Here is a 22,276-nt window from a genome sequence, read left to right as displayed (position 1 = left end):
TTATTTCATCATCCTTGTTATTTCATCTAACACAAACAGGTACGAAATAGATATAAAATGGGTATAAAACAAGTAGAAAAGATCGCTTAAAAGATGACTCTTTTTTTGAATTTAAGGCTTTGAATCCAACGTTTTACGCACGGAATAAGTTCTGAAAGAACTTATTAAAAGTAATTCCGGATTCTAGGAAAAACTCTAAATTCAATGCTATGTTAAAACAACTAAAGTCAGTTAGTATGTTGTTGTTCCTACTGACAATGTCAGTAGAAGCAGCTTATCCGGAAATAGGTGAAAGCACTCTAAAAGTTTCCGTTGTACAACAGGGTACTACTTGTAAGGGTGTAGTAAAAGATGCAGCAGGTGAAACCATCATCGGTGCATCCGTCGTAGCCAAAGGTACGACGAACGGTACAATCACCGGAATCAACGGTGACTTCTCTTTAAACAATGTAAAAACCGGAGATATTATTGTAGTCTCTTTTGTTGGTTATCAGACTCAAGAAATCAAATTCACAGGACAATCATTGAATATCATCCTTAAAGACAATACACAAACATTGGATGAAGTTGTTGTGGTTGCTTTTGGTACACAAAAGAAAGTGAATGTAACAGGATCTGTATCTACGGTAGGAGCAAAAGAAATTTCGGCACGTCCCGTTAACTCTACCATAGAAGCTTTGCAAGGTATGGTTCCGGGGATGAATATCTCTACTGGTGATGGTGGTGGCTCCTTAGGTTCAGACAAAAAATTCAATATTCGTGGTGTTGGAACAATTGGAGCTGGTTCAAAGGTAGAACCATTGGTGCTCATTGACGGTATGGAGGGAGACATGAACGCTATCAATCCACAGGACATTGAGAATATTTCTGTACTGAAAGATGCAGCCGCTTCCTCCATTTATGGCTCGCGGGCACCAGGTGGAGTCATCCTGATTACAACAAAGAAAGGTAAGTCGGGAAAAACGGTAGTTAACTATAATAACAACTTCCGTTTTGTATCTCCCTTGAATATGCCTGAAATGGCAGATTCATACAATTTTGCTCTGGCAGTCAATGACCAGTTAACTAATGGTGGACAGACTCCCATGTATAGCGCCACCAAACTTCAACAAATTCTGGATTTTCAAGCAGGAAAAAGCACACAATATATGTGGCCGACCGATGCGGGAAGATGGAATTCATTCGATGATCCCCAACGGCAAGACGTGATGCCTACCGGCAATACCGACTGGTTAAAAACGTTATTTGGTAATAGCTTTACCCACGAGCATTCATTGAGCGTAAATGGTGGAACGGATAAAATACAATATTATCTTTCTGCGAATTATCTGGACCAAGGAGGTCTCTTGAAGTTTGGAGATGATAACAAACAACGCTACTCCTTTACTGCAAAAATCAATGCGGACTTAACCAAATGGTTGAAAATAAGTTATAGTATGCGTTTTAACCGGACGGATTATGAAGCTCCTTCATTTGCCGGAGGCGATATCAAAAGTAATGTATTCTATTTCGATGTATGTCGCTACTGGCCTGTCATTCCGGTAGTAGACCCAAACGGATTCTATACTGTCGAATCCAAGATTTACCAATTAACAGAAGGAGGCCGATATAAATCACAAAAAGACGTGATGGCACACCAGCTTGCTTTCATCGTGGAACCCATCAAAGACTGGAAAATTAACGTAGAATTGAACTACCGTTCCAACTATAATTTCGACCATACCGATTATCAAACCGTTTATGGTTATGATGTGAGTAAAAATCCCTACATTATTGCCAATCAAACTTCCAGCGTTACAGAATATGCTTATAAGAGTAATTTCTTCAATCCGAACATCTTTACCGAATACGGCAAATCATTAGAAAGCGGGCACAACTTTAAAGTGATGCTGGGTTTTCAGAGCGAACTATTCAAACAACGTGATATTACCGCTTCCCAAGACGGTATCATGTCGGAAGTGGCTACCTTGAACACCACGCAGACAAATGCACAAAACAGAGGAGGGTACTCCGAATGGGCTACAGCCGGCTTCTTCGGACGTGTTAATTACGACTACAAAGGACGTTATCTGGCTGAAGTAAATATGAGATATGACGGCACTTCACGTTTCCTTCGAGATAACCGCTGGAATCTATTCCCATCATTCTCCTTAGGATGGAACATGGCCCGTGAAGCATTTTTTGAAGATCTGACCGATTTAATCAGCACATTCAAGATACGTGGTTCATGGGGTGAATTGGGCAACCAAAACACAGATAACTGGTATCCATTCTATCGAACTATTGATATTAACAAAGACCAATGGGGCAATTACGCACTAGGCAGTTGGCTGGTAAATGGCGTAAAACCAAATATTTCCAAAGAATCTGCGCTGGTATCTTCCTTACTGACATGGGAAAAGACGCAAACACTGGATTTAGGTTTCGACTTATCTATGCTCAACAATCGTTTGAATGTAACATTCGACTATTTCCAGCGTAAATCTAAAAACATGGTAGGCCCCGCCCCCGAACTACCCAACCTCTTAGGCATTGCCGTTCCCAAAGTAAACAACCTCGATATGACTTCCAAAGGTTGGGAAATACAGGTGAACTGGCGCGACCAGATACGCGACTTTAAGTATGGAGTTACCTTATCTTTGTCAGACAATCAAGTGGTTATTGATAAATACCCCAATCCGTCAAACACAATTTTAGATAAAGACAATAATAATACGTATTATGCAGGTGCTCACGTAGGTGATATATGGGGATTCCAAACAATCGGCATCGCAAAGACCGATCAAGAGATGAAAGATCATTTGGCCGGTATGCCCAATGGCGCACAGGATGTACTCGGTTCCGGCTGGGGAGCAGGTGACATCATGTATGCGGATTTGAACGGTGACGGCCAGATCAGCAGAGGTAACAAAACACTGGCTGATCATGGTGATTTGAAGAAAATAGGCAACAGTACACCACGCTACAACTTTGGTTTGAATCTGGATGCCGCCTGGAAAGGGTTCGACCTTAAATTATTTTTCCAAGGAACGATGAAACGTGATTATATGCCGGGGAGTGGTTCTACAATGTTCTGGGGAGCAGTAGGCTACTGGCAAACCAACTTTTTCAAACCTCATCTGGACTATTTCCGCGGAGAAGATACGACTAATCCGCTAGGAGCTAACCTGGGTGGTTATTATCCGCGTCCTCTCGAGAATGATAGAAACCGTAATCCACAGACCCGATATTTGCAAAATGCGGCTTACTGCCGTCTGAAAAACGTTACTTTAGGTTATACATTACCTAAATCTTTGACAGAGAAATTCTGCGTAAACAATCTGCGATTCTTTGTTTCAGCAGAGAATTTATTTACTATTACCAGTCTGGCCGATACGTTTGACCCCGAAACTGTTGGCATCGGCAACTGGGACGGATGTACCTATCCGCTATCCAAGACTGTATCATTCGGTTTAAGTGCAACATTTTAAATGATAAACGATTATGAAAAAACATATTAAACTTTTGACAATAGGAACATTGCTATTGGGCGGACTGACCGGTTGCAATGATTTTCTCGACAGGGAACCACTGGATAAAGTAATTCCCGAAAAATATTTTGCATCCGAAAGTGATCTGGCTGCATACACAATCAATGCTTACCCATTTGAAACAGTGACCGATGCGTATGGCATCAATTTCTTCGGCAAAGATAATGATACTGATAACCAAGCCAGTGGTGACTCACCGGCCTTCTGGATACCCGGGCAAAAGAAGGTGCCGTCAGGTGAAGGCGAATGGGACTGGAGTAAAATACGAACCTGCAACTATTTCTTTGATAATACTTTACCGAAATTCGAAGCCGGCACTATTACCGGCAATCAGGATAATGTGAAGCATTATATCGGAGAAATGTACGTGATCCGGGCATACAATTATTATAAATTACTGGTTTCTTTAGGAGATCTGCCTATTATCACTACTGCATTGCCCGACATAGAAGAGACCTTGGTGGAATCCAGCAAGCGCCAGCCGCGTAATAAGGTGGCACGCTTCATTCTGGACGATTTGCAAAAAGCAACAGAATTGTTGCTTGATAAAAGTCCCGGTGGCAAGAATCGCATCAGCAAAAACGTAGCTCACTTGCTACGTGCACGCGTTGCCCTCTTCGAAGCAACTTGGGAAAAGTATCACAAAGGAACAGCTTTTGTACCCGGTGGAAAAGGATGGCCGGGTAATCCCGCAGATGTAAGCGGTTTTAATAGTGATGCAGAAGTGGCTTATTTTCTTGATGAAGCAATGAAGTCATCAAAAGTGGTAGGCGACTATATCGTCGGAAAACTGGCAGACAATACCGATACCCCCGAAGGTATGAACGCCAGTCTGGTTTCCATCAATCCTTACTACACCATGTTCTGCGATGAAAACATGGAAGGATATGATGAAATACTGATGTGGAAACAGTTCAAGGAAGGATTGGTAACCAGCAACTTGCAAATGGAGTTGGCACGCAATGGCGGTGGTTCCGGATGGACTCGTGGCATGGTCAATTCATTCCTGATGCGCAATGGGCTTCCCATCTATGCAGCCGGTTCCGATTATAATCCCGATTGGGAGAAAGAAGGAGTAAATTCCACTTTACAGAATCGTGATTCACGCATTGTTATCTTTACCAAAAAGCCGGGTGATGCCAACACTGAAAATAAAGGTGATGTGAATTATTACGGTGATGACGGAACTCCCAGTTATTGCTCAATCCGTTTCATTTATGGCGATAAAGGAAGTTTGGCAACAACCGGATTCATCATCAAAAAAGGCAAACACTACTCCAGTCACATGGCAAATGACCATAGTGCGGGAACATCAGGTGGTATTGTTTTCCGTGCGGCAGAAGCCATGTTGATTTACATGGAAGCTTCGTATGAAAAAAATGGTAGAATCGACGGAACAGCCGACGGATATTGGAAAGCTTTACGCCGACGCGCCAAAGTGGACGAAGACTATAATAAGACAATCGCTGCAACACAGATGAGCGAAGAGGCTAAAGGCGATTTCGGTGCTTATTCTCATGGCCAATTGATAGACGCGACGTTATATAATATCCGCCGTGAACGCCGTAACGAACTTTGTGCAGAAGCTTTGCGCTGGGAAGACTTGAAACGCTGGCGTGCATGCGACCAGTTGATATCCAAACCTTACCGTGTAGAAGGTATGCTATACTGGGGAAGCAACTATGAAACGCAACTGGCAGATTTATGTAAAGTAGATCCGGCAGAAGGTAATATGTCCTCACCTGATTTAAGTAAATATATTCTTCCATACGAAAAAATCACGAAGAATAATCTGATTGCCGGGCAGAAGGGATTCCTCTTTACACCTGCTCATTATCTGAATCCGATAGGTATGGCTGTATTTCGTCAGACAGCCTCGGATAAGAATGATTTTACAAGTTCAGTCGTTTATCAGAACCCGGGATGGAAGATTGAAGGCGACACCGGCGCACAACCTGTAGAATAATAAAAAGATAAAAGAACAACTCTTTGAGCTTACAAATATATCGACCTTAATATTATATATCTGTTATCTTTTTATTTTTATAAACTTCATTGTCTCGCTTCAGATTAGGTAGAACTGCGGTCAATCTAATCCTAAGTTAGGCAATGAAGTTTTACATTCGCATGAGTTCTCGTTCAACATCCTCTGCAGATGTATAAAAAGTCTTTGTGATTTCCATAGTCACCCAACAGAGATTATCCGCAAAATTCACTACATTTGTATTTGCTTATCTGTCAACCGGGCTAATCAAGTATTACAATTACTACACTATCCGATTGATAATATCTAACTTGAAACAAAGGTGTATATGAATACTGACTTTACAAACTTAACAACAGAAAATCTTTCTAATGAGCATTTATGCTGCATTATCCGCAGCAAAAAGTCTCATCCTGGTATTGAAGCAAAACGGCAATGGCTTTCCGACCGGCTGAATGAAGGCCATGTCTTTAGAAAGTTAAACGCCAAAGCTACTGTTTTTATTGAATATGCCCCTCTTGAAACAGCTTGGGTTCCCGTCATCGGCGACAACTATTATTATCTGTATTGTTTATGGGTGCTAGGTAGCCCCCGAGGAAACGGATATGGGAAAGCATTAATAGAGTACTGTATAGCTGATGCCAAAGAAAAAGGTAGATCCGGCATTTGTATGCTTGGGGCAAAAAAACAGAAGAGCTGGCTTTCCGACCAATCATTTGCAAAGAAATTTGGTTTTGAGGTGGTTGACACTACTGATAACGGATATGAATTGCTTGCTCTTTCTTTCGACGGAACAGTACCGCAATTTGCGCCAAATGCCAAAAATCTGAAAATAGAAAGTGAGGAACTGACGATTTATTATGATATGCAATGCCCCTACATCTATAAATACATTGAAATGATCAAACAATATTGTGAAACAAATGATGTCCCTGTTTCTTTTATTCAAGTAGATACGCTACAGAAAGCAAAAGAGTTACCGTGTGTTTTTAATAATTTTGCAGTATTTTATAAAGGAAGTTTTGAGACTGTGAATTTGCCACCTATCGACTATTTAAAAAGAATACTCAAAAAATAAGAAATACAATCCTGACTTTTCCCATTAATTATCAGGATTGTATTTTATCTGCTTCATTAAAAAGACTTCTCATTTGCCATCTTCCACATATTGAGAAAAGAGGCTTTAGTGATTTCTACGACCTTATCCCAATTCAATCGGTCAGCATGATCGGAAGGCTGGTGATAATCAGGATGCCCGTCCGTATGATACCAGATGATCGGAATACCTACTTTGGCAAACGAACCATTATCACTTCCTCCTATCGGATTTTCCCAGGCGCGGTAATCCGGTTCCAATTGCAAACCGTATTTTCTGATATCCTCTTTCAACCAATCCTCAAAGACCGGATGGGCGGCTGTATAAAAATAAACGACCTGTTTAGGCTGTTGAGGTTTGTTATTACGGCCAATCATGTCAAAGTTCAGATAGCCTTTGATTTGAGATAGGAAAGGACAAGTTTGTACAAAATATTTAGAGCCAAGCAGTCCTTTTTCTTCTCCATCCCAAAAAGCAAAGATTACATTTCTTTCGGGTTGCTGTCCACTGGCTAAAAAGGCTCTTGCTATTTGCAGCACTGCCGATACACCGGAAGCATTATCGTCAGCACCATTGTATATTTGGTCGCCATCGAGTGCAGGATCAATACCTAAATGGTCGAAATGCGCCCCCACAATCACATATTCTTTGGTATTTTTACCAGGAATCATTCCCAATACATTCCTCATGGAAAGCTTCTGATGAACTTCCTGTTTCAGTTTAACTATGGAATCAGGATGCACTTCCAGACGTCCTTTTTTCTGACGTTCTTTACGGTAAGCATCAAAAGGCTGGAAATAGCAGTCAGCCAAAGGTGATACTCCCATCCATTGAAGTAAGGAAACAATATACTCCGAGGTCACACGTGAACCATGAAAACCTGCCTCACGCCCTTGCAATTCATCACTAGCCAAAAAGTTGATAGTAGCTTCGGCAGAGGAACGGTTGATACTCTGCAACCCTTTTTCTACGTTAGTTTGGGCAGATAACAACAATGAAAAATTACACAAAAAAGAGAGAAGCAGAATGTTTTTCTTCATGATGTATATAAGATTTAAGAAACAATCGTCCATACTTTACTTATTTTCAACTATCCAGTTTTTATCATTCAAGATATTTCTATTACAATCATCTGCTCCCGGATTATCATTAAAAGAAATCCGATATTGCCGGGGAGGAGTCGGATAATAAATAGCAGGTTCCAGCACTTGCCCCAAGGAATCAAACAGTGTATTCAAGGCATCCTCATCCAATTGATTCGAGTGACAATAAAGATGTTCTAACAGACTTCCTTGCGGTACCATTAAACGAGTTAGCTGATTATGTTCACAACGCAATTCACTAATATTAGAGTTATCGGACAGATCAAGTTCGGTCAATTTGTTGTATGAGCAACTTAATTCCCTTAAAGAAGGGCAACATTTCAATATATCAGTAATTGATTGGAAAGCACATCCTTGTATCAATATCGCAGAAATTGAAGTCTTCTCGTTCAATTCCAGATGTGACAATACTTCATTAGAACTCAAATCAATATCGCGCAATGCCGGCAAGCTTTTAAGGGAAAGGGAAGAAAAACCATTATAAGAACAATATAAACTTTCCGCTTCCGGATGACTACCAAACTCTATTGAAGTCAATTTGGGATTAGAATAAACTTGTATAGATCGCAATCGGAAACAATCCTCAATCTCCAAATGCTCCAAATCAGCGAAACTACCGATATTAATACTTTCCACATTAGGACAGAAGGTATTCAAGTCCAATTCGCGAGTATCAGAAATGCTATTCAAAGCCAGTGATTTCATTCGCGGCATATTTCCCAAATAAAGATGACTCAAAGGAAGAAGCAAACCACTTATATCGATAAGCTGCAGCTCTTCAGCCCAAATCCTCACTTCATATAATCCTTTATTTCCATATCTATATACCACTCCGCCACTCATTGAAGAAGGATCTTCTATTTTCTGTATACGACCGTTTCCCCAATCTATCACCATTCGTCCCCCACTTGCTACAATGTCCAACTGCCGCCAGTCTCCTACAACATTCACTGTAAAGCGAATCGTGTTTTCATCTGTCAATGCCGGAAATTCAAAATCATCTCCAAACACTCTGTTATCCGTATCTTTACAGGCAGCAAGGGTAGTGAATAAGATAACCACCCACATACTCCGAACGAATAATATACTCTGTCTTTTCATCTTATATTTGAGTTAGTAACATACAAAAGTACGAAAGAAATAGATAGCATACACGATAGAATACAAATTTATAAGTAACTTTGCACAAATTTGATTCGTAACTGTTATATTGTCATGTGGATACTTATTATAAGTCTGGTGTTGCTGGGTGTCATTGCGCTGATAGCCGGAATTATCCGCAACAAAAGACTGCAAAAGAAAATAGAAAAGGGCGAACTGGACCGTATGCCGGAAGTGAAGGAAGTAGATGTGGAATGCTGCGGACAACACGAAGTATGCGAACGGGATAGCCTGCTGGCAGCTGTCAGCAAAAAGATAGAATATTACGATGACGAAGAACTGGACCAGTTCATTGGCAAGGCAGGAGATGCGTATACAGAAGAAGAAACAGAAATGTTTCGGGATGTATTGTATACGACACTGGATGTAGAAGTGGCCGGATGGGTACGTAGCCTTCAGCTCCGTGGCATTGAACTACCGGATGATCTCAAAGACGAAGTTTTTCTGATTATCGGAGAAAGAAGAAACATAGAAGTAAAAAAGGCAGATGACAGGTGATGTGATGGATTTACTACAATATACATTCTTTCAACACGCCCTATTGGGAAGTCTGCTGGCAAGCATTGCCTGTGGGATTATCGGTACATATATTGTAACCCGCCGCCTGGTATTTATCAGCGGAGGAATCACTCATGCTTCTTTCGGAGGGATCGGGTTAGGATTGTTTGCCGGAATTTCTCCGATACTCTCGGCAGCCGTATTCTCGGTATTATCTGCTTTTGGCGTCGAATGGCTTAGCAGACGGAAAGATATGCGCGAAGATTCTGCCATTGCAGTATTCTGGACGTTAGGGATGGCACTCGGAATTATGTTCAGCTTCCTGTCACCGGGATTTGCGCCCGACCTGTCGGCTTACCTCTTCGGCAATATACTGACCATCAACCAAATCGACTTATGGATGCTCGGCATATTGGCACTCATACTGACCGGATTCTTTTATCTGTTTATCCGCCCTATCGTATATATTGCCTTTGACCGTGAGTTTGCACGTTCGCAAAAGATTCCGGTAGAGATTTTTGAATATGTACTGATGATGTTCATCGCACTGACCATTGTAGCCTGCCTGCGAATGGTAGGCATCGTATTGGCCATTTCTCTTCTCACCATTCCACAGATGACAGCCAACTTGTTCACCTATAGTTTCAAGAAGATTATCTGGTTATCAATTGGCATCGGTTTCTTGGGCTGCCTGGGTGGATTATTTATTTCTTATCACTGGAAAGTCCCTTCGGGAGCTTCCATCATATTCTTCTCTATCTTGATTTACGCCGTTTGTAAAATCGGAAAGAGTTGTTGCAGGAAAAAGTCATAATAATAGATAGTATATGGAAATCAAAATTCAATCACTGGAAAGTATCCATGAAGCAGCCCGTGAATTTATCGCTGCTATGGGCGACAACACTGTATTTGCTTTATACGGAAAGATGGGTGCCGGCAAAACGACATTCGTCAAAGCACTTTGCGAAGCATTGGGCGTAACGGATGTTATCACTTCTCCTACTTTTGCTATTGTCAACGAATACCGTTCGGACGAAACCGGAGAGTTAATCTATCACTTTGATTTTTACCGCATCAAGAAGCTAAGCGAAGTGTACGACATGGGTTACGAAGACTATTTCTACAGTGGCGCTCTCTGCTTTATCGAATGGCCGGAACTGGTAGAAGAACTACTTCCGGGAAATGCCGTAAAAGTAACGATTGAAGAACTGGAAAACGGAAATAGAGTAATCAGACTATGACCGGACAATATATCGTACAAGGAATCTTTGCGCTGGCAGGAATCGTCTCCCTGCTGGCGTCATTGCTGAACTGGGACTGGTTCTTTACAACGCGCAACGCACAAACCATTGTCCGGAATGTAGGACGCAACCGGGCAAGGCTCTTCTATGGAATACTGGGAATTATCATCATTGGAATGGCTGTATTCTTCTTTGTGGAAACACGGAAAGCCATAGGAGGATAATATGTTTTTAAGAGAATCCTTTTGTTTTCTTCCCATTTTTTACTATTTTTGTATGAAAGGAGGATAGAAAAGTGAAAACAACCAATGAATATCTTACAAAAATTCGCCAATTCAAACAACAGTTTGCCGAGAAATATGGAATTATTTCTATTGGTATTTTTGGTTCTGTTGCCCGTGGAGAGCAACATGAAGAGAGTGATTTGGATGTTTTTGTTGAACTAAAGGATCCGGACCCTTTTATTATGTTTGATATTAAAGAAGAACTGGAACGTATATGTAACTGCAAAATAGACCTCCTTCGTTTGCGTAAAAACCTCCGTTCACTTATTTCCCAAAGAATAGCAAGAGATGGAATATACGCTTAAAGAAGAAATCCAAGACAAGTTTCTCCAAATATCAGAATCAATATCTATCATTGAAGAAAGGTGTAAGAACATTCAGAACGTAGATGATTTTTTGTTATCACCTTGGGGAATGACCATCTTAGACGCATGCATCATGCGAATCCAAGTAATAGGAGAAACGATTAAGGCTGTTGACGACAAAACACAAAAGAACTTTCTTAAAGATTATCCCCAAATTCCATGGGCAAAGGTTATTGGATTAAGAAATATCATTTCTCATGAATATGCTAACATTGACTACGAGATTATCTGGGTAGTCATACAAAAACATCTTCCTCCTTTAAAAGAGACAGTTGAACAAATTATAAAAGACTTATCATAGTAGTTGTCGTGACTTCATCTCCAGATACTTATTAATCACATCAATTGAAAGATTCTCCGGTGTAGTTAATAAAGAATAGATGCCATGTTGTTTCAAAGTAGATACAATCAGCCGCTTCTCGTAAGCGAACTTTTCTGCAATCACGTGCCGATAATACCCTTCCGTATCTTTTGCCGGTTGGGCGATATATTCCTTCAAATCGACATCTTCAAAAAAGACTACGAGCAAACGGTGCTGGCGGTTTAGTTGTTTCAGGTAAGATAATTGACGGTTCATTCCTCCTATGCTCGAGAAGTTAGTATATAGTACCAGCAGGCTACGTTTACTGACATGTTTGTTCAAATGAACGCAAAGAGCCGAGAAGTCTGTCTCCCCAAAAGTGGTCTGCTGGCTATAAAGACTTTCCAGCAATGTCTGCATATATCCCGATTGCTTGGAAGCAGGCACAAAAGTATCGAAGTGTTCATCGAAAGTCACTAATCCGGCTTTATCTTCTTTCCGCATGGCAACATACGAAAGCACCAGCGAAGCATTAATTGCATAATCCAGCAAGGTCATTCCACAGAAAGCTTGCTGCATCACTCTACCTTTATCGATCACATTATAAATCTGCTGTGAGCGTTCGTCCTGATACACATTCACCATAAGTTCATGCCGACGGGCACTTGCTTTCCAGTTAATCGTACGGTAATCATCCCCCTTTACATACTCTTTAATCTGCTCAAACTCCGTATGATGCCCAACCCGGCGAATACGTTTTATTCCCAGTTCTGTCAGATTATCACTTATTGCCAACAATTCATATTGATGGAGCATCAGATATGACGGGTACACTTTGATATCCAAAGGTTCTGCACAAGTATAGCGCCGGGATATAAAGCCGATTTTTCCGGTCACAAAAACTCTAATATGACCGAAAGAGTAAACACCACGATGAGTAGGTCGAAGACGATAGGTAACTGTTTTTCCCTCGTTTGCTCCAAGCTTCACCTGAAAGTCGACATCACGTTTCTGAAAGATAAAAGGGATCTCATCTATGATTTCTAAAGATACAGGATGCGGATAACTACTTTCTACCCGAATACTTACTTCATTTTCGTCGCCATTAGAGAAACGGTCGGCACACTGGCGGAAAGCATGGATTCCACGAATACGATAAAGAGAATATACGTCTGCCAGTACCACCAAAAGCAAGACAAAGAGTGCCCACTGCCCGATAACAAAGAACGGAGCAAAAACATATCCGCTACCCAACAACAGGATAACTACGACAAGGGCAATATGGAAACGACGAGTTAGAAACAAATGATTTATGATTTATGATTTATAATTTCTTGGGTTTACGATTTCTTCAACTTACAATTTACGTACAGTTTATAATTTACGATTTATGATTTCTTCGATTTATGTTATGAATAGAGTCAGACATCCAACGCGCAGCCCAAATCATAAATCAGAATTCATAAATCATAAATCTTTTCATTTTGGTACTTCCACTTTATCAATTAAGCGTTGCGTCACTTTCACTGGAGAATAGCCTTCCATTTCAGCTTCGGCAGTCAGGATCAGACGGTGCTGAAGTACATAAGGAGCTACAAACTTGATATCTTCCGGTGTCACAAAATCACGTCCCTGCAAAAGAGCATACGCTTTCGACGATTGCAGCATGGCTACAGATGCACGTGGAGAAGCTCCCAAATATACAGCTTTGCTGGTACGGGTCTGCTGTACAATCAATGCGATATATTGAAGTAACGTGCGGTCTACAAATACCTGATTCATAAAAGCACGAAGCGACAGCAGTTCTTCTTTGGTAATAGCGGGAACGATGTCGTCCAACTTCACCAATGCGGCATTGGTATGATGACGTTCCAAGATATTCACTTCCTCTTCCAATGAAGGATAATCCATCGTTATCTTCATCAGAAAACGGTCGAGCTGTGCTTCGGGAAGTTTGTATGTTCCCTCCTGCTCTACCGGATTCTGGGTAGCCAAAATCGTATAAAGATCTCCCATCCGGTGAGTCGTTCCATCAATACTGATCTGGCGCTCTTCCATTACCTCAAACAAGGCAGCCTGTGTCTTGGCAGGAGCACGGTTGATTTCATCGACCAATACAATATCTGCAAAAATCGGTCCCTGATGAAAATCAAAACCATTGGTTTTCATATTAAACACAGTCGTACCTAATACGTCACTCGGCATTAAGTCCGGAGTGAACTGGACACGACTGAAGTCTGCATCAATCAGACGAGCTGTCAAACGGGCCAACAGTGTCTTCGCAACTCCCGGAACACCTTCTATCAATACGTGTCCATTAGCCAAAATCGCTGTCAGTACCAAATCGACTGTCTGCTCCTGCCCAACTATGACGGAAGCAATCCGGTCTTTCAACTCTTGTATCTTCTCGGAAAAGAGAGTTAAATCTACTCGCTGTTCTGTATTCTCTTCCATAAATTTCTTCTTTAGATATGATTGATTATTTCATTCATTTTATCGATATATACCTTCATCTGCTCCGCATCAATAACACGTCCTCCGTAAATCACGGGTCTGACTTCGCGGATAAATTTAGCAATCTCTCCGGCATCCATTCCGGTTTTCCGGGCAATCCGGTGAAAAGAGCGTTCATCGTCGGCCACTTCTTCAATATCCACCTGAATCTCTCTCCGAAGTTCTTCGGCCAAATAGGAAAACTTCTTGCGAACTAAATCCGCATGGTCTTTCTTCTGAAAGTAAAGCGTGCCTATCAGTTCGGTAAATTCAAGAGATTTATTCGCCGGCTCGTGAATAACAGGGATCACCCGTTGCCGCCTCTTCGCTGTGAATATCATAAAGAGTATGATGGTAATCATCGTCAGATACAAAGCCCAACGAAGCGGCTGATGTGCCAACAGATAACGGAAAGGTGATTGCTGCACCTGTGCAGTTTCTTTCATGTACCCCTCCGTGCGAACGATGGGAAGCTTCCCCATCTGCGACAACAAACGGAAGATATAGGTTGCATTTTTGCCGTCCAACATTCCGTAATTGGTAAAAATCAAAGGAGTGGAAACTAAAATAACTTCTCCTTTCCCCCACCGACGGGACATCGCTACAGGCATATAAACAAGACTATCCGTTGTCAACGAGTCCGCCTCGGTTTCATACCGGAACTCATTCGACTCAAAAACTCTTTGTGCCAACACCCTTTCCGGAAGTGAATCTCCCCAAAAATAAGAGGAGCACAACTGGGGATAAAAATAGAAAGTCTGACGGGGATAAACCGTCGAATCTCCTATCCAATGCAAGCTATCCTTTTTCATAAATGAAGTTGCATATTTCTTCAAAGCCATCGGACTGAAGTAAGAATAGTAAGACCTGCACTGCAAGGTATCTTCCAAATATCTGCCGAACAAGGTACTCACCAACATAATCTTATCTCCGCGTTCCGCCATTTTCAACAGAGCGTTTACATCAACGTCCGACAATCGCAAATTATCAGAGATAACCAATATACCTCTGCGTTGCGTCGTATCTTCCTGCTCCAATTGATAAAGACTTTTCCTCGAAAAAGTGTAGCCCTGTGGCAAAGAAGAAGACAATACGCTATCGAATACTGCACATCCGAAAGGTTGCTCGTCATGATGTCCGAAAGTGGGCTTCCACACAAAATTCTTCGGCAAATGATATTCTATTGCAAACATGATGAATAGAAAAGCGACAATAAAGACAATGAACCAGCGACTTCCTTTCATGAGACGCCTCCTTTCCCTATTTCTTCCTGCAAGGTCTGCATTGTGCGGAAGAGTTCTTCCGTCGCCTCAAAGTTGCCATAACGTACCCGCAGGAAATGATTGGTCAGTTGCCTGAAAGCCGGTAGCCGGACTTCATTGATATACTGGGTAGGCGTTTTATAAAGTTGCCAGTCAATACGTTCAGCGTCACTAAGTTGTTTCAAAGTTTGCAGATAGAGCAAACGTACTGCTTCCCGGTAATTCTGACGGGAAAGCGCTTCCGCAATCCCTCCCGGAAAATCTACTCCGTAAATGGTGTCTTCTTCAACTGTATAAGGCAACGCATTTTTATGCGAGACCATAAACAATTCCGGGCGTTTCCGATAGACAAACCAAACAATCAGCAACAAAAGAAGAATGGCAATACATACCAGGATAAGCCCTGAATACTCTTCAGCAAAATGACTGCCGAATATTTTACGCAACAACTCCCCAAACTGCCGACTGATCCACTCAAAGACATTCATTTCCGGAGTAATCAGTTCACGGTTATAGTTGTATGCCGGTTCAGACTGCCAGAGGGCAATCTGCGCCGTATCACAGACTAGTGTATCAGCCGGGGAAGTGAGATTCATCTAGTGGAGGTTTGGTTTAGAGTTTATCAAAATTGTCAATATCACTTTCTACCGTTATGCTGTCCACCACTTCCGATGCATGACCATACTGATAAACCAGACCGACGATACCGAATATAGCCGATAAGTAAGAACCATACAACATCAGGATAGAGAACAAATATTGCGCAAAGTTCAGTCCGACTGATGAAGAGGTTGCACCTCCGTCACTCATCGTAAAGATCATTTTTACAATATAGATCACATACCAGGGTATAGAAACGATACCTTGTAACACACTGGCAATAATCCCCATCACAATTAAAATTAGAAAGACGCCTCCCCAGGTAGCAAATCCCAACCGGAATGTTTTTGCAAATGCCTCACCCAACGAAATGTCTTCAAATAAGTAGATGGGAGCCATTAATGCCAAAGGAACCATAAAGGCGAATAAAAGCGGGATGGTCAGAATGAGTGTGAAAGGTGTCAATACAGCCAATAAGACAATAAAGACCACCGCAAAGATGAATAAAAAGCTGCAGGCGATCCCCATCAAAAACAGTCTTTTAATATTACGGAGCAACAACGATTTTATATCGCCGAATACAATCCCGTTCAGGCGTTCTTCCCGTTCATTATACAATCGTACCATCGCATAAATCAAGGAAGTCATCAACAAAGCCCCCAAACATGAAAAAAAGATAACTCCTGCATAATTCAGTGCAAATGAAGGTCCCAGAGCAGCTAAAGGATTATCACTTATTCCTCCGGACGCCTGCATAGCAGTAATATCTGTCATACTTCCCATTAAACCGCTAAAGTTTGCAGCTTGAATTAAGCATATAGGGAGTATCAGATAAGTTGAATACTTAAACAATTGTTTCCAATTCTCTTTTATAAAATCAAAAGAAGCGTTCAACTTCTCACCGAAAGGACGTTTCACATACATCGCAATCTTAGGTTTCTGTGATTCCATGTTTTTTTCTATTTGGTAAATAAATATAGTAGAATATAATAAATGCCAGAGAAGTGAATATCACGCCAAGCCTCAACACATCAGGAAGCTCTGTGTGCCGGGTAAGAAAACCTTCTATAAAGCCTGCCATAATGAACACCGGAACAGTGCCGATCACTATTTTCAAGCCTCGCTTCGCTCCTCTCCTAAAAGATTCCAGTCGGGAATAAGTGCCGGGAAACAGCCAGCCGTTGCCCAAAGCCAATCCGGCGGCGCCGGCTACGATAATCGCCCAGATTTCAAGCGTTCCGTGCAACCAGATGGCAAGACTGGATTCCCACAACAAATCGTGTTGATAAAAGAATGTTTGAAAAGCTCCTACCATGATACCATTGGAGAGAAGCATATACCCTGTTCCAAAACTAGTCAGCAATCCCATTGCAAAGCAGTTGAAAGAGACCATCACGTTATTAAGTGTAATGCCCAAGAACATCGGTACTTCGGAAGAACCATTATATACGGCCATCGGCTCCCCATTGGCAATATTGTCGAGTGTCATATCCACATAACCGTTTCCCAATATCAGCCGGACAAAATCTGGGTCATTCGCTGCTGATAATACACCGATTAATGCGCTGGCAACAAAAATCAAAAAGGAGGTCAGTAATTCGCGCCGTGCATCGTGCATGGTTCGTGGCACTTCCTGTGTCCAGAAGGTAATAATCCGTGTCCACTTCTCGCGTTTATTGCGGTAGATTTCGTTGTGCAACGCTGAAGCCAGATTATTCAGATAAATAGTAATACGGGAAGTTGGGAAATGTGTTTGGGCAAATGCCAAGTCAGCTGTCAAGTCCGTATACGCATCGGCTAGTTGGTCGGGGGACAGACTTGCCGCCCGCTCCACAACTTTCTCTGTCTCCTTCCATTTTTCAATGTTCCGACGAATAAACGTTACTTCTTTCATGCTTTTCAATAGATTTCGGATAAGTTTTGTCCGAAACCGGAAGCAAAAATAAGAGAATTATGATATATTTGCAACGGAATCCTAAAAATGTTTAACCTGAAATGGCAGAATCTACGATAATAACCGGACAATTCGTTCGTATCAGTCAAACGCCCGCCAGTATCGGCGAACGATTGATGGCTTTAATCATTGATTATTTTCTGATCGGGCTTTACATTTTGTCCACTATTACGCTCTTGTCCAAATTAAATTTACCGTCAGGATTCAGTTTGTTCTTTTTTCTATGCGTCGTTTATTTACCGATTCTCGGTTATTCTTTTCTTTGCGAGATGTTCAATCACGGACAGAGCTTTGGCAAAAAACTCATCAATATCCGTGTCGTAAAAGTAGACGGTTCTACTCCAAGCATCGGCTCTTATCTGTTACGATGGCTTCTTTTCCCAATTGATGGTCCCATCACAAGTGGCCTTGGACTTCTGGTCGTTTTATTGAATAAGAACAATCAACGATTAGGGGATCTAGCTGCCGGTACTATGGTGATTAAAGAGAAAAACTATCGTAAGATACATGTCAGCCTGGATGAATTCGACTATCTGACCCAAAATTATCATCCGGTATATCCCCAGTCGGCTGATTTATCTCTCGAACAAGTGAATGTAATTACCCGGACTTTGGAATCCAGCGAAAAAGACCGGGCAAGACGTATCACGGCACTTGCCAAAAAAGTACAGGAATTACTTTCCGTTACTCCCCGTGAGGGTAATCAGGAGAAATTTCTTCAGACGATACTTCGCGATTATCAGTATTATGCGTTGGAAGAAATATAACCAGAATACGCTGTTTCAGACTATTCAGGCAAGGGATTATTCTCACCGTAGTGATAATTAATTCTCATCGCAATGAGTATTTTTTCTCATTGTAGTGAGAACTTTTTCTCATAGGCATAAGAATGTTTGAGAAAAAGCACCGCACAAAAAAGGGGTATACTCACAGAGCACACCCCTTATCTTAATTTTATCTGCAATGAGACCGGACGTCGTTTAGTCCACCTGTCCCAGAGAGTTTCCGTATTCCATTTCTCCCTGAACCACAAAGAGGACTTCTTCAGGATCGTATTCCCCTATTTCATCCTTTTTGGCTTCTTTTACAATGTAAGCCACAACCTCTTCCAAATCGATGTTGACATAGCCGTCTTCATCGGGTTGAGCGTCGAGAATGCCACTTTCAGAGTAATACTCGTCGATTAAATCGAGAAAATAATACAATTCATCGTCCGAGAACTTCTCTTTCAGTTCTTGAGGCAGATAGTTTTTGATAAACTCGATGGTCTTTTCGTCATCGGCATCTGCTAATAAAAAATCGTCTTCCAGTCCCATTTTTTTAAGTATTAAGTGATAAGTATTAAGTATTATCGACTATAAAAGCTTCTTCACCTTTTCTGCGAATACCGGTTTGCCAACTGCACCTACCTGTTTGTCTACTATTTCACCGTTCTTGAAAAACAATACAGTAGGAATATTACGGATACCATATTCAGCAGCCATATCACCATTTTCGTCTACATCGCACTTACCGATGATTACTTGTCCTTCAAACTCCGCAGCCAATTCTTCAATGATAGGAGCCACCATCTTACAAGGGCCACACCAAGGAGCCCAAAAATCTACAACAACCGGTTTTCCTTCTGCAAGAACCTCTTTATAGTTGCTGTCTGTAATTTCTAAAGCCATTTTTTTAAGTATTAATTATTAAATGTTATTTCGTTAGCTTATTCTCGCCACAAATATAATCAATTTATCCTATTGTGATAGACTTTAATTGGAAGTTTTATAATAATCATTGAGAATCATCCATTTACTGGAAAAGTCTAATTTCGCCCCTAAAAATGAACCTTAAATAATTAACTATTATGGTAAATATGAAGCAATGACAAGCATATCATTCAGATATCAGTCAACTATCACTGAAATAATAAATCAATCCTTTCTACAACAACTCCCTTATTCTTCTGATTTCCGATATTGTACAATTCCTCTCGAAGTGAAACTTGAACAAAGTCGATAATCTTCCAATCCAACGCAATACCATTATTCTCTTGTGCAGAAGCCGGATACCAATAAGGATTCACTCCCGGCCAATCCTGCGGTAACATAGCCGCCTTAGTCGGTACAAGGTCGGATACCGGAATCAGGATATCCGATGCGTCAGCTTTCAAATTAAACGCAGCACCATATCCTCTTCCCTCTTTATCTACAAAATTGCAAATGGCTTTATTAGTATTGTTCAATCCATAAGCGCGAATACGAATATATGCAGGAGCCGTCTTACTTTTACTCCGACAAGTTATCCGATCACCTATATAATGGGAAAAAGTCACATCACAAGGAGCTATATAATCTTCCTTTTTCTCCAAATCAGGAACAGAAAGCTGAAAGGCAGGCAGCAATTCCGGTCCTGATACTACCGAGCTGAATTGTGATTCGGGGCTCCTGAACGTGCGTGTACGACGGATATGCTTCCAATTGTCCTGTGGTCCTAAAAGAGACAAAGGAGTTGTTTCGTTTATCAGACGCATGGCGTAAGTAGCTTGTTCATAATAGTCCCACCGTTCGGGAGTGCAATACGTCTTTTCCGGAAACAAGATTGTATCATCTCCCGTATCTATGCCGAAATGATACTCATAATCCCCCTTAGCAAGCCAGCTTATATCGGCTTTCGCCGTATAGAAGAAGCCGTCTTCCGCCGTCATCGGTATGCGCTTGCATCCCCAAGGTTTCAGCATCAGATAAACATCTACCTGTTGAGGACGTTTGGGGCCGAACACCTCACACCGGAATGTCACCTCTTTATCAGCAGTAAACTCCGGCCATGTATGATTGGCTATTTTCCACTCTTTCATCGGAGTCTGATAGAAATCTTTGGCAGGAAGTTCTTCCCTGCTAACTATCTTTCCATCTGATAGCAGATATTTTCCGGGCAATACAACCATTTCAGTTTCCAGACCGGGAAGCTGTATTTGAATGTTCCGTTCATTGTACGCTGATTTTCTTGACACTCTGTGTTTATTCAGTATTTTATAAGGATCATCTATATCCATTATATCAGGGTAGATTTCCAGTTGCCAAGTATTATCATCCTGTTTGTCAAGAAAATAAATACCTGTTCCCGAATAACGGACTACCGGAGAAGAACCAACCCCAGCAATATGCTTCAATGCTGCCAGATTTTTGGGACGGGTAAACGTAGTATTTGAATAATAGAACATATCTCCGGAGTTCAATTCACTCAACTGTTCATCGTAACTCACCCGGAAATCGTCGAAAGTTCTGTTATCCGGATAATACCCGAAGTGTTTGCCACGCGGGATACGACGCATCACTTCAGCGGCAATCATACTGCTTACTGCCTTTGAAGGAGTAAAGACCATATTGAAAAAATGAGTCTGCCAACCTAAATTCATCGGGGCTGTACGCAGCATATCATAAGAAAAGATGGCAGCAAACTGGATACCGCCCCTACGGAACTCACGCGCCATAGCCGGGAACATAAAACCGGAAGCCATATCCGTTGCGTCAAATTCATAAACGATTTTTGCTTTTCCGCGTAAATCAGGATGAAGCATCTGCTCGTAACGGTCTACGAACAACAAGCCGTTTCCTTCAATGGAATAATTGTTATTCAACGCACTCGGATACCAAGCATGAGTAGAACCTTGTATATCCGATTTCCGAATAGCAGGAGCCACACGGAAGTCTTGGCTGACATTATAGAAAGTCAACTTCTTACAACCGATACTCCGGATTGCCTTGCACATCCGGTTGATATAACGCACCATACCTGGAATGTCTTCCGGAAATTGGGTAGGTTCGTTGATTAGCTCGACAAACAATATGTTCGGCTCATCCTTCAAGCAGCGACCAGTGTAAGGATTACGATGATTGAGCAGTTGCTTCATGTAATTTTCCTGTGCACGAATAGCTTCCTCGTCGTGTATAAGTGTATTTTTAGGATAACATTTGGCCAGACCGGTATTTGTTGTATCACTCATTTCCGGCCATTGTGAATTATAGGTCACGATAGGGCTAAGCAACATATAAATATCCCGTTTATCCGCTTCGGCAATCAGATAGTCCAACAGATGCAAATGTTCATTCTCCAGCAAATTTCCCTCACGATCCGTATTCTGATAGTCTCCCCAAAAGCAGAGACGTAATCCGTCCCAGTTCATTCGCTTAAAATGTTCCAGGTCTTCCACAATCATTTGCTTTCGATCGCCGCCCACATAATCTGCTGCACGAAAATCGCAAGCAGAAGGCAGGCAATAATTGGCACCGAACAAAGCTACTTCCTTACGGTTTTCCGTCCAACGTATCACGCCTTGTTTGTCCATATAGACCTTCTCGGCACAATATCCCATTGTGCCGAGAAGAGTTATTAATAATGTAAATAAGCTTTTCCTCATGA

General features: G+C 41.6%; 21 protein-coding genes. 10 read left to right on the top strand and 11 right to left on the bottom strand.

What is annotated here, in order from left to right; translation table 11 throughout:
• Window positions 1-236: 236 nt before the first annotated feature.
• The 3 genes from AB5217_RS12565 (at window position 237) to AB5217_RS12555 (ending at window position 6,592) form a co-directional block, all read left to right on the top strand.
• Window positions 237-3,470 (top strand): SusC/RagA family TonB-linked outer membrane protein, encoded by a 3,234-nt coding sequence (locus AB5217_RS12565; protein ID WP_042994438.1) that lies wholly within the window; start codon window positions 237-239, stop codon window positions 3,468-3,470.
• 13 nt (window positions 3,471-3,483) lie between these two features.
• Window positions 3,484-5,496, top strand: a complete 2,013-nt coding sequence (locus tag AB5217_RS12560) for a RagB/SusD family nutrient uptake outer membrane protein (protein WP_008018909.1) — start codon at window positions 3,484-3,486, stop codon at window positions 5,494-5,496.
• Between the two features lie 346 nt (window positions 5,497-5,842).
• Complete coding sequence (locus AB5217_RS12555) at window positions 5,843-6,592, top strand: N-acetyltransferase (RefSeq protein WP_004299279.1); 750 nt, start codon at window positions 5,843-5,845, stop codon at window positions 6,590-6,592.
• 56 nt (window positions 6,593-6,648) lie between these two features.
• Here the strand turns inward: AB5217_RS12555 and AB5217_RS12550 are convergent, their stop codons facing one another.
• Window positions 6,649-7,650, bottom strand: coding sequence for a M28 family metallopeptidase (locus AB5217_RS12550; RefSeq protein WP_032846537.1), 1,002 nt, complete (start codon window positions 7,648-7,650; stop codon window positions 6,649-6,651).
• Between the two features lie 36 nt (window positions 7,651-7,686).
• Complete coding sequence (locus AB5217_RS12545) at window positions 7,687-8,814, bottom strand: leucine-rich repeat domain-containing protein (RefSeq protein ID WP_004323465.1); 1,128 nt, start codon at window positions 8,812-8,814, stop codon at window positions 7,687-7,689.
• A 114-nt stretch (window positions 8,815-8,928) separates the two neighbouring features.
• Between AB5217_RS12545 and AB5217_RS12540 the strand changes: the two genes are divergently transcribed.
• From AB5217_RS12540 to AB5217_RS12515, 6 genes are all read left to right on the top strand, one after another.
• Window positions 8,929-9,372: a hypothetical protein gene (locus AB5217_RS12540; protein ID WP_004299271.1), complete on the top strand. Its 444-nt coding sequence runs from the start codon at window positions 8,929-8,931 to the stop codon at window positions 9,370-9,372.
• A gap of 4 nt (window positions 9,373-9,376) precedes the next feature.
• Entirely contained in the window at window positions 9,377-10,186 is an 810-nt protein-coding gene (locus AB5217_RS12535; protein ID WP_004307944.1) for a metal ABC transporter permease, read from the top strand.
• Window positions 10,187-10,199: 13 nt separating this feature from the next.
• Window positions 10,200-10,613: a tRNA (adenosine(37)-N6)-threonylcarbamoyltransferase complex ATPase subunit type 1 TsaE gene (gene tsaE, locus AB5217_RS12530; protein WP_004323470.1), complete on the top strand. Its 414-nt coding sequence runs from the start codon at window positions 10,200-10,202 to the stop codon at window positions 10,611-10,613.
• A complete protein-coding gene (locus AB5217_RS12525; protein WP_004299265.1) occupies window positions 10,610-10,837 on the top strand; it encodes an immunity 17 family protein in 228 nt (75 codons plus the stop codon). Before tsaE ends, AB5217_RS12525 begins: the two co-directional genes overlap by 4 nt.
• Before the next feature lie 71 nt (window positions 10,838-10,908).
• The gene (locus tag AB5217_RS12520; RefSeq protein WP_004299263.1) at window positions 10,909-11,202 is read left to right on the top strand and encodes a nucleotidyltransferase family protein; all 294 of its coding nucleotides are present in this window, start codon (window positions 10,909-10,911) and stop codon (window positions 11,200-11,202) included.
• Window positions 11,186-11,563, top strand: coding sequence for a DUF86 domain-containing protein (locus AB5217_RS12515; protein ID WP_004299262.1), 378 nt, complete (start codon window positions 11,186-11,188; stop codon window positions 11,561-11,563). The genes AB5217_RS12520 and AB5217_RS12515 overlap by 17 nt, the downstream gene beginning before the upstream one ends.
• On the opposite strand, the gene AB5217_RS12510 is transcribed toward AB5217_RS12515, so the two are convergent.
• From AB5217_RS12510 to AB5217_RS12485, 6 genes are all read right to left on the bottom strand, one after another.
• Window positions 11,558-12,868 carry a DUF58 domain-containing protein gene (locus tag AB5217_RS12510; RefSeq protein ID WP_004323474.1) on the bottom strand — a complete coding sequence of 437 codons (1,311 nt, stop codon included), beginning with the start codon at window positions 12,866-12,868 and terminating at the stop codon, window positions 11,558-11,560. The two genes, AB5217_RS12515 and AB5217_RS12510, sit on opposite strands and share 6 nt — an antisense overlap.
• A gap of 174 nt (window positions 12,869-13,042) precedes the next feature.
• Window positions 13,043-14,017, bottom strand: coding sequence for an AAA family ATPase (locus AB5217_RS12505; protein WP_015531362.1), 975 nt, complete (start codon window positions 14,015-14,017; stop codon window positions 13,043-13,045).
• An 11-nt stretch (window positions 14,018-14,028) separates the two neighbouring features.
• Complete coding sequence (locus AB5217_RS12500; RefSeq protein WP_004323476.1) at window positions 14,029-15,300, bottom strand: DUF4350 domain-containing protein; 1,272 nt, start codon at window positions 15,298-15,300, stop codon at window positions 14,029-14,031.
• Window positions 15,297-15,914, bottom strand: a complete 618-nt coding sequence (locus AB5217_RS12495) for a DUF4129 domain-containing protein (protein ID WP_004323477.1) — start codon at window positions 15,912-15,914, stop codon at window positions 15,297-15,299. The genes AB5217_RS12500 and AB5217_RS12495 overlap by 4 nt, the downstream gene beginning before the upstream one ends.
• Before the next feature lie 16 nt (window positions 15,915-15,930).
• Entirely contained in the window at window positions 15,931-16,869 is a 939-nt protein-coding gene (locus tag AB5217_RS12490; protein ID WP_004323478.1) for a hypothetical protein, read from the bottom strand.
• Window positions 16,850-17,812, bottom strand: a complete 963-nt coding sequence (locus AB5217_RS12485; protein ID WP_004306579.1) for a stage II sporulation protein M — start codon at window positions 17,810-17,812, stop codon at window positions 16,850-16,852. The genes AB5217_RS12490 and AB5217_RS12485 overlap by 20 nt, the downstream gene beginning before the upstream one ends.
• A gap of 101 nt (window positions 17,813-17,913) precedes the next feature.
• On the opposite strand from AB5217_RS12485, the gene AB5217_RS12480 reads away from it, so the two are divergent.
• Complete coding sequence (locus AB5217_RS12480) at window positions 17,914-18,639, top strand: RDD family protein (protein WP_004323479.1); 726 nt, start codon at window positions 17,914-17,916, stop codon at window positions 18,637-18,639.
• Window positions 18,640-18,852: 213 nt separating this feature from the next.
• On the opposite strand, the gene AB5217_RS12475 is transcribed toward AB5217_RS12480, so the two are convergent.
• The 3 genes from AB5217_RS12475 to AB5217_RS12465 form a co-directional block, all read right to left on the bottom strand.
• Window positions 18,853-19,188, bottom strand: a complete 336-nt coding sequence (locus AB5217_RS12475; RefSeq protein WP_004306577.1) for a hypothetical protein — start codon at window positions 19,186-19,188, stop codon at window positions 18,853-18,855.
• Between the two features lie 39 nt (window positions 19,189-19,227).
• Complete coding sequence (trxA, locus tag AB5217_RS12470; protein ID WP_004306576.1) at window positions 19,228-19,542, bottom strand: thioredoxin; 315 nt, start codon at window positions 19,540-19,542, stop codon at window positions 19,228-19,230.
• 230 nt (window positions 19,543-19,772) lie between these two features.
• Window positions 19,773-22,274 (bottom strand): hypothetical protein, encoded by a 2,502-nt coding sequence (locus AB5217_RS12465; RefSeq protein ID WP_211480833.1) that lies wholly within the window; start codon window positions 22,272-22,274, stop codon window positions 19,773-19,775.
• Window positions 22,275-22,276 lie beyond the last annotated feature (2 nt).

The organism is Bacteroides sp. MSSM.1001136sp1_RTP21357st2_D2_RTP21359_211015, assembly GCF_040913205.1.
In the GTDB taxonomy this organism is placed as follows: Bacteria; Bacteroidota; Bacteroidia; order Bacteroidales; family Bacteroidaceae; genus Bacteroides; species Bacteroides ovatus.
The sequence above is the reverse complement of the archived record's forward strand: the minus strand, read 5'-3'. Positions and strand labels throughout refer to the sequence as shown.